Source organism: Seonamhaeicola sp. NFXS20, assembly GCF_049132085.1.
Taxonomy (GTDB): Bacteria; Bacteroidota; Bacteroidia; order Flavobacteriales; family Flavobacteriaceae; genus Seonamhaeicola.
This window is the reverse complement of the sequence record NZ_JAFMPU010000014.1, coordinates 50,648-65,765: the sequence shown is the minus strand read 5'-3', so window position 1 is coordinate 65,765 and position 15,118 is coordinate 50,648. Positions and strand designations below refer to the sequence as shown.

Sequence of the window (15,118 nt, the reverse complement as noted above, 5' to 3'; positions counted from 1 at the left end):
AATTTTGAAAAGAATTAGAATATACACTAATATTATTATATAACTAAGATTAAATTATTTTAACATGGCAAAAGGAACTTTTGATCGTTCAAAACCACATTTAAATATAGGTACTATTGGACACGTAGATCACGGTAAAACAACTTTAACAGCTGCTATTACAAAAGTGTTAGCAGATGCAGGTTTATCTGAAGCTAAAGACTTCGATCAGATTGATAATGCTCCAGAAGAAAAAGAAAGAGGTATTACAATTAATACATCTCACGTAGAGTATCAAACAGCTAACCGTCACTATGCGCACGTAGACTGTCCAGGTCACGCCGATTATGTAAAAAACATGGTAACTGGTGCTGCTCAAATGGATGGTGCTATCTTAGTTGTTGCTGCAACTGATGGACCAATGCCACAAACACGTGAGCATATCTTGTTAGGTCGTCAAGTAGGTATTCCTCGTATCGTTGTTTTCTTAAACAAAGTTGATATGGTTGATGATGAAGAGCTTTTAGAGCTTGTTGATATGGAAGTTAGAGATTTGTTAAACTTCTATGAATACGATGGAGATAATGGTCCTGTAATTTCTGGTTCTGCTTTAGGTGCACTTAACGGTGAGCAAAAATGGGTAGATACGGTTTTAGAATTAATGGAAGCTTGTGATAACTGGATTGAAGAGCCAACAAGAGAAATTGATAAAGATTTCTTAATGCCAATAGAAGATGTATTCTCTATTACAGGTCGTGGTACTGTAGCAACTGGTAGAATTGAAACTGGTATTGCTAATACAGGAGATCCTGTTGAAATTATTGGTATGGGAGCTGAAAAATTAACTTCTACTATTACAGGAATTGAAATGTTCCGTCAAATATTAGATAGAGGTGAGGCTGGTGATAACGCTGGTATCTTATTAAGAGGTATTGAGAAAACTCAAATCTCAAGAGGTATGGTGATCTGTAAACCAGGTTCTGTAACGCCACATGCTAAATTTAAAGCTGAGGTTTATATCCTTAAAAAAGAAGAAGGTGGACGTCATACGCCATTCCATAATAACTACCGTCCTCAGTTCTACGTGCGTACAACTGATGTAACTGGTAATATTGCTTTACCTGATGGTGTAGAGATGGTTATGCCTGGTGATAACTTAACTATTACTGTTGAGTTAATCCAACCAATTGCAATGAATATTGGTTTACGTTTTGCTATCCGTGAAGGTGGTAGAACTGTAGGTGCTGGTCAGGTAACTGAAATTTTAGACTAATACAGTTAAATATAGTGTAAGCTTAAGGTATTCCGTTTTTCGGAATACCTTGACTTATGTTTACGGGTTTAGCTCAGTTGGTAGAGCACTGGTCTCCAAAACCAGGTGTCGTGAGTTCGAGTCTCGCAACCCGTGCAAATAAAATTATAAATGGCAGGATTTGTAAATTATATTAAAGAATCATTTAATGAACTTAAGACTAATGTAAGTTGGCCAACTTGGGCAGAAGCTCAAAGTTTAACCGTACTAGTAGCTGTGTTTACAATTGTTTTCTCTTTAGCAATATGGGGAGTAGATACAGTTTTTAGTAAAGTTATTGGTTTTTACTTTGATTTAATTAAGTAGTTAATAAAAAATTATGTCTGAAGTTAGCGAAAAAAAGTGGTATGTAGTTAGGGCTGTAAGTGGTCAAGAAAACAAAATTAAAACTTACATTGAGAATGAAATAGCTCGTTTAGGTTTACAAGATTATGTTGATCAAGTATTAGTGCCTACCGAAAAAGTAATTCAGATAAGAAACGGGAAAAAAATAAGTAAAGAAAAAGTTTATTTCCCTGGATATATTATGATTCAAGCCAATTTATCGGGAGAGGTTCCTCATATTATCAGGTCAGTTACTAACGTAATTGGGTTTTTAGGTGAAACCAAAGGAGGGGATCCAGTACCGTTAAGGCAATCTGAAGTAAATAGAATGTTAGGTAAAGTTGATGAACTATCGGTAGAAGAAACTACCAATGTAGCCATTCCATTTACAAAAGGAGAAACTGTTAAGGTTATTGATGGTCCGTTTAATGGATTTGATGGTACCATTGAAAAAATAAATGAAGAAAAGCGTAAGCTTGAAGTAATGGTAAAGATTTTTGGAAGAAAAACACCATTAGAGTTAAGCTATATGCAAGTAGAAAAAGTATAATAATTGTTACACTATATAATAGATACATTCTTAAGCTTCCAACTTATAAGAAGTGTATCAAATTAAATTATTAAAAATGGCAAAAGAGTTAAGTAAAGTAGTTAAGCTACAAGTTAGGGGAGGTGCAGCGAATCCGTCGCCACCGGTTGGACCCGCTCTAGGTGCTGCTGGAGTTAATATCATGGAGTTTTGTAAGCAATTTAATGCTAGAACTCAAGATAAAGCAGGTAAAGTATTACCAGTTGTAATTTCGGTTTATAAAGACAAGTCTTTCGACTTTGTAATTAAAACCCCTCCGGCTGCAGTACAATTATTAGAAGCGGCCAAGGTGAAGAAGGGTTCAGGAGAACCAAACAGAAAAAAAGTAGCTAAAGTTTCTTGGGATCAGGTTAAAACTATTGCAGAAGACAAAATGGTTGATTTAAATGCATTTACTATTGAGTCTGCTATGAAAATGGTTGCTGGTACAGCAAGAAGTATGGGAATCACTGTAACAGGGAAATTCCCTAATTAATCTTTAAAACATTAGAAATGGCAAGATTAACAAAGAAGCAAAAAGAAGCTGTAGCGAAAATTGAAAAAGGAAGACTTTATTCGGTAGATGAAGCTTCAGCATTAATTAAAGAAATTACCAATACTAAGTTTGATGCATCAGTTGATTTAGCAGTACGTTTAGGTGTAGATCCTAGAAAAGCAAATCAAATGGTAAGAGGTGTGGTTTCATTACCTCATGGTACTGGTAAAGACGTAAAAGTATTAGCATTAGTAACACCAGATAAAGAAGCAGAAGCTAAAGAAGCAGGTGCTGATTATGTAGGTTTACAAGAGTACCTTGATAAAATTAAAGGTGGTTGGACAGACGTTGATGTTATTATTACTATGCCAAGCGTTATGGGTAAATTAGGTCCTTTAGGACGTGTATTAGGTCCTCGTGGTTTAATGCCTAACCCAAAAACTGGTACAGTAACTATGGATGTAGCTAAAGCAGTAAGTGAAGTAAAAGCAGGTAAAATTGACTTTAAGGTTGATAAAACAGGTATTGTTCACGCTGCAATAGGTAAAGCATCGTTTAGTCCTGATAAAATTGCTGGTAATGCAAATGAATTATTACAAACATTAATAAAACTTAAGCCAACTGCTGCAAAAGGAACATATGTAAAAAGCATTTACATGTCATCTACTATGAGTCCTAGTGTTGCTATTGACCCTAAGATTGGTTAATTAACCTTAGTTAAAAACTTTTATTATGACAAGAGAAGAAAAATCACAAGTAATTGAGGAATTAACTAGCGAATTAGCTAATAGTACAAATATCTATTTAACAGATATTTCAGGGTTAAACGCAGGAACAACCTCAGCTTTACGTCGTGCTTGCTTTAAAGCAAACGTAAAAATGGCCGTAGTTAAAAATACATTACTAGAAAAAGCCATGGAAGCTTCAGATAAAGATTTTGGAGATCTTCCAACGGTTTTAAAAGGGAATACATCTGTGATGTATTGCGAAACTGGTAATGCGCCAGCAAAGTTAATAAAAACCTTCCGTAAGAAATCAGATAAACCTTTATTAAAAGGAGCGTTTATTGAGGAAGCTATTTATATTGGCGATGAACAGTTAGACGTATTAGTAGATATCAAGTCTAGAGAAGAGTTGATTGGTGAAATTGTAACATTATTACAATCGCCTGCTAAAAACGTTGTTTCTGCACTTCAATCAGGAGGCGGAAAACTGGCTGGTATTATTAAAACTCTTTCTGAAAAAGAAGGGTAGTATTAAAAAGTACGCACTTATTACAATTATATTATTATTAAAAATTTATTAAAACGATAGAAAAATGGCAGATTTAAAAGATTTCGCAGAACAATTAGTTAACTTAACAGTAAAAGAAGTTAATGAGTTAGCTACTATATTAAAAGATGAGTATGGTATCGAGCCTGCTGCTGCAGCTGTAGCTGTTGCTGCTGGTGGTGGTGCTGCTGGTGGAGGAGAAGCTGCAGAAGAAAAAACTGAGTTTGATGTAATTCTTAAAGCACCAGGAGGATCTAAATTAGCTGTAGTTAAATTAGTTAAAGAATTAACTGGTTTAGGCTTAAAAGAAGCTAAAGGATTAGTTGATGAGGCACCAAGCGCTATTAAAGAAGGTGTTTCTAAAGACGAAGCAGAAGGCTTAAAAGCTTCATTAGAAGAGGCTGGAGCTGAGGTTGAGCTTAAGTAAGCTAAGTAACCTAAAAACATAAAGGTTTAGGTCTGGAGGAAGATTCTCTAAGACCTAAACCATTTTGCGTATATAAAGAGTACATACGCTATCACTATTTTTTTTAATCAAAATTCCGTTCATTGATGTTGTCAACACAAGCTGAAAGATTAAATTTCTCGTCTATTGTAAATAGAACAGAATATCCAGATTTCTTGGATATTCAAATTAAATCCTTCCAGGATTTTTTCCAATTAGAAACAAAGTCTGAAGAACGAGGTGACGAAGGTCTTTATAATACCTTCATGGAAAATTTTCCAATCACAGACTCTCGTAATCAATTTGTTTTAGAATTCTTAGATTACTTCATAGATCCACCTAGATATACTATTGAAGAGTGTATTGAAAGAGGACTAACTTACAGTGTTCCCTTAAAGGCAAGACTAAAATTATACTGTACAGATCCTGAACATGAAGATTTTGAAACTATAGTTCAAGATGTTTATTTAGGAACCATTCCTTACATGACACCTAGCGGTACATTTGTAATCAATGGAGCAGAACGTGTTGTAGTATCTCAATTACACCGTTCACCTGGGGTGTTCTTTGGGCAGTCATTCCACGCCAATGGAACAAAATTATATTCAGCAAGGGTAATTCCTTTCAAAGGTTCTTGGATTGAATTTGCTACAGACATCAATCAGGTAATGTACGCTTACATTGATAGAAAGAAAAAGTTACCTGTAACAACATTATTCAGAGCTATTGGCTTTGAACGCGATAAAGATATTTTAGAAATTTTTGATTTAGCTGAAGAAGTTAAAGTATCAAAAACGGGATTAAAAAAGTATTTAGGCAGAAAATTAGCAGCACGTGTACTTAACACTTGGCATGAAGATTTTGTTGATGAAGATACAGGTGAAGTAGTATCTATTGAGCGTAACGAAATTGTGCTTGATCGTGATACTGTGCTAGAAAAAGAGCATATTGAAGAAATTTTAGGTGCAGAGGTTAAAACCATTCTTTTACATAAAGAAACATCTGAACAAGGAGATTATGCTATTATTCATAATACGCTTCAAAAAGATCCAACAAACTCTGAAAAAGAAGCTGTTGAGCATATTTACCGCCAATTACGTAACGCAGAACCACCAGATGAAGAAACTGCTCGTGGAATAATTGATAAATTATTCTTTTCAGATCAACGTTATTCCTTAGGTGAAGTTGGTCGTTACAGAATGAATAAAAAATTAGGTCTTGATATTGGAATGGACAAGCAAGTACTTACCAAAGAAGATATCATAACTATTATAAAATATTTAATTGAGTTAATCAACTCTAAAGCAGAGATTGATGATATTGATCACTTATCTAACCGTCGTGTACGTACCGTAGGTGAACAGTTATCTTCTCAGTTTGGTGTTGGTTTAGCTCGTATGGCACGTACTATTCGTGAGCGTATGAATGTACGTGATAACGAGGTGTTTACGCCAATAGATTTAATTAATGCAAAGACTTTATCATCTGTTATTAATTCATTCTTTGGTACAAACCAATTATCTCAGTTTATGGATCAAACCAATCCATTAGCAGAGATTACTCATAAACGTCGTTTATCAGCATTAGGACCAGGAGGTTTATCTCGAGAGAGAGCTGGTTTCGAGGTTCGTGATGTACACTATACTCACTACGGACGTTTATGTCCTATTGAAACACCTGAGGGACCAAATATTGGTTTGATATCATCTTTATCAGTATTTGCAAAGGTGAATTCTATGGGATTCATTGAAACGCCATATAGAAAAGTAACTGATGGTGTTGTAGATATTAAAAACGAACCAACTTATTTAAGTGCAGAGGAAGAAGAAGAAAAACTAATTGCGCAGGCAACTGTTAAAGTAGATGATGATGGTAAGATTTTACACGATAAAGTTATTGCCAGAATGGAAGGTGATTTCCCTGTAATAGATCCTAAAGAACTGCATTATACAGATGTTGCACCAAACCAAATTTCATCCATATCAGCTTCTTTAATTCCTTTCTTAGAGCATGATGATGCAAACCGTGCATTAATGGGATCTAACATGATGCGTCAAGCTGTACCTTTATTAAGAGTAGATGCTCCTATTGTTGGTACTGGTTTAGAGCGTCAAGTAGCTAAAGATTCTAGAGTATTAATAAATGCAGAAGGATCAGGTGAGGTACTATACGTTGATGCAACTGAAATTAAAATTAGATACGACCGTACAGAAGATGAAGCTAAAGTGAGTTTTGATTCTGATGTTAAAACTTATCCTTTAGTAAAATTCAGAAAAACAAACCAAGGTACTTCTATTAACCTTAAACCAATTGTTGTAAAAGGTGATAGAGTAACTAAAGGTCAGGTACTTTGTGAAGGTTATGCCACTCAAAAAGGAGAGTTAGCACTTGGTAGAAACATGAAAGTGGCCTTTATGCCTTGGAAAGGGTATAACTTTGAAGATGCCATTGTGATTTCTGAAAAGGTTGTACGTGAAGATATCTTTACATCTATTCATATAGATGAGTACTCTTTAGAAGTTAGAGATACAAAACTAGGTAATGAAGAGTTAACTAATGATATTCCTAACGTTTCTGAAGAAGCTACAAAAGATCTTGATGAAAACGGAATGATTCGTGTTGGTGCAGAAGTTAAACCAGGTGATATCTTAATAGGTAAAATTACACCAAAGGGAGAATCTGATCCAACACCAGAAGAGAAATTATTACGTGCTATCTTTGGTGACAAAGCAGGAGATGTTAAAGATGCATCTTTAAAAGCTTCACCATCATTAAACGGTGTTGTAATTGATAAAAAATTATTTGCTAGAGCCGTAAAAGATAAGCGTAAAAGAGCTCAAGATAAAGATGATATTTTAGCTTTAGAAGCTGAATATGATAGAAAATTTGATGATTTAAAAGCTGTTTTAGTTGATAAATTATTTGCTATTGTAAACGGTAAAACTGCTCAAGGTATTTATAATGATTTAGGAGAAGAAGTATTGCCAAAAGGTAAAAAGTTCACTTTGAAAATGTTAAATGCTGTTGATGATTATGCACATTTAGTGTCAGGAAAATGGACAACAGATGAGCATACCAATCAATTAGTAGCAGATTTAATTCACAACTATAAAATTAAAGAGAACGATTTACAAGGATCTTTAAGACGTGAGAAGTTTACCATTTCTGTAGGTGATGAATTACCAGCAGGTATCATCAAACTTGCTAAAGTTTATATAGCTAAAAAACGTAAACTTAAAGTAGGTGATAAAATGGCAGGACGTCACGGTAACAAAGGTATCGTTGCTCGTATTGTTCGTCAAGAAGATATGCCATTCTTAGAAGATGGAACGCCAGTAGATATTGTATTAAATCCACTAGGGGTACCATCACGTATGAATATTGGTCAGATTTATGAAACAGTTCTTGGTTGGGCTGGTCAAAAATTAGGTCGCAAATTTGCAACCCCTATTTTTGATGGTGCTACTTTAGATCAAATTAATGAATTGACAGATGAAGCTGGAATACCACGTTTCGGTCATACATATCTATATGATGGTGGAACAGGAGAACGTTTCGATCAGCCTGCTACGGTTGGCGTAATTTACATGCTTAAATTAGGCCACATGGTAGATGATAAAATGCACGCACGTTCTATAGGACCTTACTCATTAATTACTCAACAACCATTAGGTGGTAAAGCACAATTTGGGGGTCAGCGTTTTGGTGAGATGGAAGTTTGGGCACTTGAGGCATACGGTGCATCAAGTACCTTACGAGAAATATTAACTGTAAAATCTGATGATGTAATTGGTAGAGCTAAAACTTACGAAAGTATTGTTAAAGGCGAACCAATGCCAGATCCTGGATTACCTGAATCATTCAATGTATTAATGCATGAATTAAAAGGTTTAGGATTAGACATTAGATTAGAAGAATAGTAAATTAAAAATCATTTCATCCATATATTATGGCAAGAAAACAAGATAAAAATACAGTTAAGAGATTTAATAAAATCTCTATTGGTTTAGCATCACCAGAATCTATTTTAGCAGAATCTAGAGGTGAAGTTTTAAAACCAGAAACTATTAATTACCGTACGCATAAACCAGAACGCGATGGTTTGTTTTGTGAGCGTATTTTTGGTCCTGTAAAAGACTATGAATGTGCTTGTGGTAAGTATAAGCGTATTCGTTATAAAGGTATTGTTTGTGACCGTTGTGGTGTTGAAGTTACTGAGAAAAAAGTACGTAGAGATAGAGTAGGGCACATTAACCTTGTAGTGCCTGTGGCACACATTTGGTATTTCCGTTCTTTACCAAATAAAATTGGTTATTTATTAGGGTTACCATCTAAGAAATTAGATATGATTATTTACTACGAACGTTACGTAGTAATTCAACCAGGTAATGCTAAAAATGAAGAAGGAGAACCATTACAAAAAATGGATTTCCTAACAGAAGAAGAATACTTAAATATTCTTGAAACGCTTCCGCAAGAAAACCAATATTTAGATGATTCAGATCCAGAAAAGTTTATTGCTAAAATGGGAGCTGAATGTTTAATTGAGCTTTTAGCAAGAATAGATTTAGAATCTTTATCATATGAGTTACGTCATAAAGCAAATACTGAAACGTCTAAACAACGTAAAACAGAAGCTTTAAAACGTTTACAAGTTGTAGAAGCTTTACGTGAGTCTAATAATAACCGTGAGAACCGTCCAGAATGGATGATTATGAAGGTTATTCCTGTAATTCCACCAGAATTACGTCCGTTAGTACCTTTAGATGGAGGCCGTTTTGCAACTTCAGATTTAAATGACTTATACCGTCGTGTAATTATCCGTAACAATCGTCTTAAAAGATTGGTTGAAATAAAAGCGCCAGAAGTAATTTTACGTAACGAAAAACGTATGTTACAAGAATCTGTAGATTCATTATTTGATAACACACGTAAGTCTTCTGCTGTTAAAACAGATTCTAACAGACCATTAAAATCTTTATCAGATTCATTAAAAGGTAAGCAAGGGCGTTTTCGTCAAAACTTACTTGGTAAACGTGTTGATTATTCTGCACGTTCTGTAATTGTTGTTGGTCCAGAATTAAGATTATATGAATGTGGATTGCCAAAAAATATGGCAGCAGAACTTTACAAACCTTTTGTAATTAGAAAATTAATTGAAAGAGGTATAGTAAAAACTGTAAAATCTGCAAAGAAAATTATAGATAAAAGAGAGCCAGTAGTTTGGGATATCTTAGAGAATGTTCTTAAAGGACATCCTGTATTACTAAACCGTGCTCCTACGCTTCATAGACTTGGTATTCAAGCTTTCCAACCTAAATTAATAGAAGGGAAAGCTATCCAGTTACACCCATTAGTGTGTACAGCATTTAATGCCGATTTTGATGGAGACCAAATGGCGGTTCACTTGCCATTAGGACCAGAAGCTATTTTAGAGTGTCAATTATTAATGTTGGCATCTCATAATATCTTAAACCCTGCAAATGGTTCGCCAGTAGCGGTACCATCTCAAGATATGGTTCTTGGTTTATATTACATGACTAAAGAACGAAAATCTACACCAGAAATGCCTATTAAAGGTGAAGGCTTAACATTCTATTCTCCAGAAGAGGTAGAAATTGCATTCAATGAAAAACGTGTAGATTTAAATGCATCAATAAAAGTTCGTACCATTGATATTAATGAAGAAGGTAAGCTAGACAGAATGCTTATTGAAACCACTGTTGGACGTGTACTATTTAACCAACATGTACCAGAAGCAGCTGGATTTATCAATAAAGTATTAACTAAAAAATCGTTAAGAGATATTATTGGTGATATTTTAAAAGCAACATCAGTTCCAGAAACGGCAGATTTCTTAGATGCTATTAGAACTTTAGGATTCAACTTCGCATTTAAAGGAGGTTTATCATTCAGTTTAGGTGATATTATTATACCACAAGAAAAGCAATCTATGATTGATGCTGCCAATAAACAAGTTGATGGTATTATGGGTAACTATAATATGGGACTTATTACCAATAACGAACGTTACAATCAGGTTATTGATATTTGGACTTCTACGAATGCTGAATTGACTGAACTATCTATGAAACGTATTCGCGAAGACCAACAAGGTTTCAACTCGGTATTTATGATGCTTGATTCTGGTGCTCGTGGATCTAAAGAACAAATTCGTCAGTTAACCGGTATGCGTGGATTAATGGCAAAACCAAAAAAATCTAATGCAGGAGGTGGAGAAATTATTGAAAATCCAATTCTTTCTAACTTTAAAGAAGGTCTTTCAATTTTAGAATACTTTATCTCTACGCACGGTGCTCGTAAAGGACTTGCAGATACGGCTCTTAAAACTGCCGATGCAGGTTACTTAACACGTCGTTTGGTAGATGTTTCTCAAGATGTTATTGTTAACACAGAAGATTGTGGAACGTTAAGAGGTGTTGAAGTAGAACCTTTAAAGAAAAATGATGAAGTTGTTGAAACTTTAGAAGAAAGAATTGTAGGACGTGTATCATTAAATGATGTTTATGACCCAGTTACTGATGAATTATTAGTTGCAGCAGGTCAATTAATTGATGATGATATTGCTAAAAATATTGAAAATTCACCAATTGAAAGTTTAGAAGTACGCTCGCCATTAACTTGTGAAGCTACAAAAGGTATTTGTGCTAAATGTTACGGACGTAACTTAGCCACAGGTAAAATGGTACAACGTGGTGAAGCAGTTGGTGTTGTTGCAGCACAATCTATTGGTGAACCTGGTACTCAGCTTACCTTACGTACATTCCACGTAGGTGGTATTGCAGGTAACATTTCAGAAGATAATAAACTTGCTGTTAAGTTTGATGGTAAAGCAGAAATTGAAGATTTAAAAACTGTTAAAGGTGTAGATAATGAAGGCAATGAAATTGACATTGTTATTTCTCGTACATCTGAAATCAAATTAATTGATGAAAAGACAGGAATTGTTTTAAGTACAAATAATATCCCTTACGGTTCTTATTTATTAATTAAGAACGGACAAAAATTAAGTAAAGGCGATGTAGTTTGTACTTGGGATCCTTATAACGGTGTAATTATTTCAGAGTTTGCTGGTAAAATTAAATACGAAAACATTGAGCAAGGTGTTACTTATCAAGTAGAAATTGATGAGCAAACAGGTTTCCAAGAAAAAGTAATTTCAGAATCTAGAAATAAGAAGTTAATTCCTACCATCCATATTCAGGATGATAAAGGAGAAACCATTCGTTCATACAACTTACCAGTTGGAGCTCATATAATGATTGATGACGGTGAGAAAATTAACGTAGGTAAAGTGTTAGTTAAAATACCTCGTAAATCTGCTAAAGCAGGTGATATTACAGGAGGTTTACCACGTGTAACCGAGTTGTTTGAAGCACGTAACCCATCTAACCCAGCTGTGGTAAGTGAAATTGATGGTGTTGTTTCTTTTGGAAAAATTAAGCGTGGTAACCGTGAAATTATTGTTGAGTCTAAAACTGGTGATGTTAAGAAATATCTAGTAAAACTTTCAAATCAAATTCTTGTTCAAGAAAATGATTATGTTAAAGCGGGTATGCCTTTATCTGATGGTTCTGTAACACCAAATGATATTTTAAATATCAAAGGACCTTCAGCTGTACAACAATACTTAGTAAATGAGGTACAAGAAGTATATCGTTTACAAGGTGTGAAAATTAATGATAAACACTTTGAAGTAGTTGTTAGACAGATGATGCGTAAAGTAAGAATTATTGATTCTGGTGATACTATTTTCTTAGAAAACCAATTAATTCACAAGGCAGATTTCATAAAAGAAAACGATGATATTTTCGGAATGAAAGTTATTGAAGATGCTGGTGATTCTACAAACCTTAAAGCAGGTCAAATTGTATCACCACGTGAGTTAAGAGATGAAAATTCTATTTTAAGAAGAGAAGATAAGAAACTTGTTGAGGCTAGAGATGCTAAACCAGCAACTGCAACTCCAATATTACAAGGTATTACAAGAGCTTCACTTCAAACTAAATCATTTATCTCTGCAGCATCATTCCAAGAAACCACTAAGGTTCTTAACGAAGCAGCTGTAGCAGGAAAAGTAGATTCTTTAGAAGGACTTAAAGAAAATGTAATTGTTGGTCATAGAATTCCAGCAGGTACAGGTATGAGAAGTTATTCTGATATCATTGTAGGTTCTAAAGAAGAATTTGATGAAATGATGCAAGTAAAGCAAGAATTAAATTATAATTAATAATTTTCCTGCGAAGGCAGGAGTTTATAAAATAAAAAGCCTTCATGTTTAATTACTTGAAGGCTTTTTTAATTAAAAATATAATAATTATGGCAGATGAAAATAATAAACCCAAACAAGGGCAAATTAATATTGAATTAGATGAAAAAGTAGCTGAAGGAACTTACTCTAATCTGGCTATTATAAACCATTCGGTTTCAGAATTTGTTGTAGATTTTGTAAATATTATGCCCGGTGTTCCTAAGAATAAGGTGAAATCTAGAATTATATTAACACCACAGCATGCAAAAAGATTGTTAAAAGCTTTAGCAGATAATGTTAATAGGTTTGAAAGTGCCCATGGTGAAATTAAAGATTATGAGCAACCACCAATGCCTCTTAATTTTGGGCCAACAGGTGAAGCTTAAAATAAAAGGTTGAACTTATTAGTTCAACCTTTTTTTATGAAATTTCTAGTTTTTTATTTTTAAAATATTTTAAAGCACCAGAAGGACATCGTTTTACTTGTTCAATAATTCGTTTCGTTTCGGTGTTTTCTAAATTTACCCAAGGAATAATAGAATTACTGAATACTTCAGATAGTTCTTCGGCACATTTTCCAGACAGTTTACAAATACAAGGGTCGTAAGTTACCGTAATATCTTTATTACTGAATTCTTTAGAATTTATTTCCATGGTATATCAATTTGGGGTTGACTAACAAGTTGAAGTTATAAATTGAAATTTTTCTTGGTTTAAAAAATCGTTCAATCACAAAAAAAGATATTTAATGAACAAAATTCGAGAAAATATAAGGTTAATTTATTCAAATTCTGAGGTAAAATGAAACTTAATACTTGGGTATTTCTGCTGTGTCATTTGTAATGAAAACAAAGAATCTGCTAAAAAAACTAATTGTCCTTTTTTGTCTTTAGCAAGAAAACGCTGTTTTACTTGAGTAAATTCTTTATACTCATCATTTTTTTCATCTTCAGGGTCTACCCAACAAGCCTTAGCAACATTTAAGTTTTCATAAGTACATTTGGCACCATATTCATGCTCAAGTCTATACTGAATAACCTCATACTGAAGTGCTCCTACGGTTCCAATAACTTTTCTTCCGTTTAATTCTAAAGTAAATAATTGTGCAACACCCTCATCCATTAGCTGGTCAATACCTTTAGCTAATTGTTTAGATTTTAAGGGGTCTGCATTATTAATATATCTAAAATGTTCTGGAGAAAAATTTGGAATTCCTTTATATTGTAATATTTCACCTTCTGTTAGAGTATCTCCAATTTTAAAACTACCAGTATCTTGTAAGCCTACTATATCACCTGGATACGAGATATCTACTATTTCTTTCTTTTCAGCAAAAAAGGCATTTGGACTAGAAAATTTTAGTTTTTTGTTATGTCTAACATGTAAATAAGGCGTATTACGTTTAAACTCACCAGAAACAATTTTTACAAACGCTAATCTATTTCTATGATTAGGATCCATATTGGCATGAATTTTAAATACAAACCCAGTGAATTTTTCTTCGTCGGGTTTAACTAAACGTATATCACTTTGTTTAGGCCTTGGTTTTGGTGCAATTTCAACAAAACAATCTAATAATTCTCTAACACCAAAATTATTTAATGCAGAACCAAAAAATACAGGTTGCAAATCGCCATTTCTATAAGCTTCTTTATCAAAGCCTGGGTAAATGCCTTCTACTAACTCTATTTCTTCTCTTAAAGTATTAGCGGGAACTTCACCAACTAAAGTATCTAACTCAGGTGAAGCTAAATCTGATATTTCAATAGTTTCTTCAATATCTTTTCTACTATCTCCACTAAATAGATTTATGTTTTTCTCCCAAATATTGTATATGCCCTTAAATTCGTACCCCATGCCAATAGGGAAACTTAAAGGTGTTACTTTTAAACCTAGTTTTTGCTCAACTTCATCTAATAAATCAAAAGCGTCTTTACCTTCTCTATCTAATTTATTGATAAAAACAATCATGGGTATGTTGCGCATTCTACAAACTTCAACCAATTTTTCAGTTTGTTCCTCAACACCTTTGGCAACGTCTATTACTACAATAACACTATCAACAGCAGTTAATGTTCTAAAAGTATCTTCGGCAAAGTCTTTATGTCCAGGCGTATCAAGAATATTAATTTTAATATCGTTATACTCAAAGGCTAATACCGATGTTGCTACCGAAATACCACGCTGGCGTTCAATTTCCATAAAGTCGCTAGTAGCACCTTTTTTTATTTTATTATTTTTTACAGCACCAGCCTCTTGAATGGCTCCACCAAAAAGTAGCAATTTTTCTGTTAAGGTTGTTTTACCTGCATCTGGGTGAGATATAATACCAAAAGTACGTCTGCGTTCAATTTCTTTTAAAAAGCTCATGTTGATATTCTTGAATGGCTGCAAAGATACTTTATAATTTAATATTTCATCATCCTCAAATTTAGTTTTTCTCATAAACA

Annotated in this window: 12 protein-coding genes and 1 tRNA gene; 11 read left to right on the top strand and 2 right to left on the bottom strand. The window is 33.8% G+C overall.

Annotated elements, in window-relative coordinates; genetic code table 11:
* Positions 1–64 precede the first annotated feature (64 nt).
* The 11 genes from tuf to J1D01_RS15775 all read left to right on the top strand — a co-directional run bounded on the left by tuf (position 65) and on the right by J1D01_RS15775 (position 13,054).
* Entirely contained in the window at positions 65–1,252 is a 1,188-nt protein-coding gene (gene tuf, locus J1D01_RS15825) for an elongation factor Tu (protein WP_421151526.1), read from the top strand.
* A 62-nt stretch (positions 1,253–1,314) separates the two neighbouring features.
* Positions 1,315–1,387: transfer RNA gene (locus J1D01_RS15820), tRNA-Trp, on the top strand.
* Positions 1,388–1,402: 15 nt separating this feature from the next.
* A complete protein-coding gene (gene secE / locus J1D01_RS15815; protein ID WP_076697656.1) occupies positions 1,403–1,597 on the top strand; it encodes a preprotein translocase subunit SecE in 195 nt (64 codons plus the stop codon).
* Positions 1,598–1,610: 13 nt separating this feature from the next.
* Complete coding sequence (gene nusG, locus J1D01_RS15810; RefSeq protein ID WP_076697655.1) at positions 1,611–2,165, top strand: transcription termination/antitermination protein NusG; 555 nt, start codon at positions 1,611–1,613, stop codon at positions 2,163–2,165.
* 76 nt (positions 2,166–2,241) lie between these two features.
* Positions 2,242–2,679, top strand: a complete 438-nt coding sequence (gene rplK, locus J1D01_RS15805) for a 50S ribosomal protein L11 (RefSeq protein ID WP_421151525.1) — start codon at positions 2,242–2,244, stop codon at positions 2,677–2,679.
* Between the two features lie 17 nt (positions 2,680–2,696).
* The gene (gene rplA, locus J1D01_RS15800; protein ID WP_421151524.1) at positions 2,697–3,386 is read left to right on the top strand and encodes a 50S ribosomal protein L1; all 690 of its coding nucleotides are present in this window, start codon (positions 2,697–2,699) and stop codon (positions 3,384–3,386) included.
* Between the two features lie 25 nt (positions 3,387–3,411).
* Entirely contained in the window at positions 3,412–3,933 is a 522-nt protein-coding gene (rplJ, locus tag J1D01_RS15795; RefSeq protein ID WP_421151523.1) for a 50S ribosomal protein L10, read from the top strand.
* A 64-nt stretch (positions 3,934–3,997) separates the two neighbouring features.
* Complete coding sequence (gene rplL / locus J1D01_RS15790) at positions 3,998–4,378, top strand: 50S ribosomal protein L7/L12 (protein WP_076697650.1); 381 nt, start codon at positions 3,998–4,000, stop codon at positions 4,376–4,378.
* A gap of 125 nt (positions 4,379–4,503) precedes the next feature.
* Positions 4,504–8,316 (top strand): DNA-directed RNA polymerase subunit beta, encoded by a 3,813-nt coding sequence (rpoB, locus tag J1D01_RS15785; protein ID WP_421151522.1) that lies wholly within the window; start codon positions 4,504–4,506, stop codon positions 8,314–8,316.
* Positions 8,317–8,345: 29 nt separating this feature from the next.
* Positions 8,346–12,647: a DNA-directed RNA polymerase subunit beta' gene (gene rpoC, locus J1D01_RS15780; protein ID WP_421151521.1), complete on the top strand. Its 4,302-nt coding sequence runs from the start codon at positions 8,346–8,348 to the stop codon at positions 12,645–12,647.
* An 89-nt stretch (positions 12,648–12,736) separates the two neighbouring features.
* Positions 12,737–13,054: a DUF3467 domain-containing protein gene (locus J1D01_RS15775; RefSeq protein ID WP_421151520.1), complete on the top strand. Its 318-nt coding sequence runs from the start codon at positions 12,737–12,739 to the stop codon at positions 13,052–13,054.
* 34 nt (positions 13,055–13,088) lie between these two features.
* Here J1D01_RS15775 and J1D01_RS15770 read toward each other — a convergent pair whose 3' ends face one another.
* On the bottom strand, positions 13,089–13,322 hold the full coding sequence (locus tag J1D01_RS15770) for a (4Fe-4S)-binding protein (RefSeq protein WP_421151519.1): 234 nt from the start codon (positions 13,320–13,322) through the stop codon (positions 13,089–13,091).
* A 126-nt stretch (positions 13,323–13,448) separates the two neighbouring features.
* Complete coding sequence (locus J1D01_RS15765; RefSeq protein ID WP_372938838.1) at positions 13,449–15,038, bottom strand: peptide chain release factor 3; 1,590 nt, start codon at positions 15,036–15,038, stop codon at positions 13,449–13,451.
* Between the last annotated feature and the right edge of the window lie 80 nt (positions 15,039–15,118).

Coding starts and splice junctions, on each gene's coding strand:
- tuf (WP_421151526.1), top strand. CDS start 65: ATGGCAAAAGGAACTTTTGATCGTTCAAAACCACATTTAAATATAGGT.
- secE (WP_076697656.1), top strand. CDS start 1,403: ATGGCAGGATTTGTAAATTATATTAAAGAATCATTTAATGAACTTAAG.
- nusG (WP_076697655.1), top strand. CDS start 1,611: ATGTCTGAAGTTAGCGAAAAAAAGTGGTATGTAGTTAGGGCTGTAAGT.
- rplK (WP_421151525.1), top strand. CDS start 2,242: ATGGCAAAAGAGTTAAGTAAAGTAGTTAAGCTACAAGTTAGGGGAGGT.
- rplA (WP_421151524.1), top strand. CDS start 2,697: ATGGCAAGATTAACAAAGAAGCAAAAAGAAGCTGTAGCGAAAATTGAA.
- rplJ (WP_421151523.1), top strand. CDS start 3,412: ATGACAAGAGAAGAAAAATCACAAGTAATTGAGGAATTAACTAGCGAA.
- rplL (WP_076697650.1), top strand. CDS start 3,998: ATGGCAGATTTAAAAGATTTCGCAGAACAATTAGTTAACTTAACAGTA.
- rpoB (WP_421151522.1), top strand. CDS start 4,504: ATGTTGTCAACACAAGCTGAAAGATTAAATTTCTCGTCTATTGTAAAT.
- rpoC (WP_421151521.1), top strand. CDS start 8,346: ATGGCAAGAAAACAAGATAAAAATACAGTTAAGAGATTTAATAAAATC.
- J1D01_RS15775 (WP_421151520.1), top strand. CDS start 12,737: ATGGCAGATGAAAATAATAAACCCAAACAAGGGCAAATTAATATTGAA.
- J1D01_RS15770 (WP_421151519.1), bottom strand. CDS start 13,322: ATGGAAATAAATTCTAAAGAATTCAGTAATAAAGATATTACGGTAACT.
- J1D01_RS15765 (WP_372938838.1), bottom strand. CDS start 15,038: ATGAGCTTTTTAAAAGAAATTGAACGCAGACGTACTTTTGGTATTATA.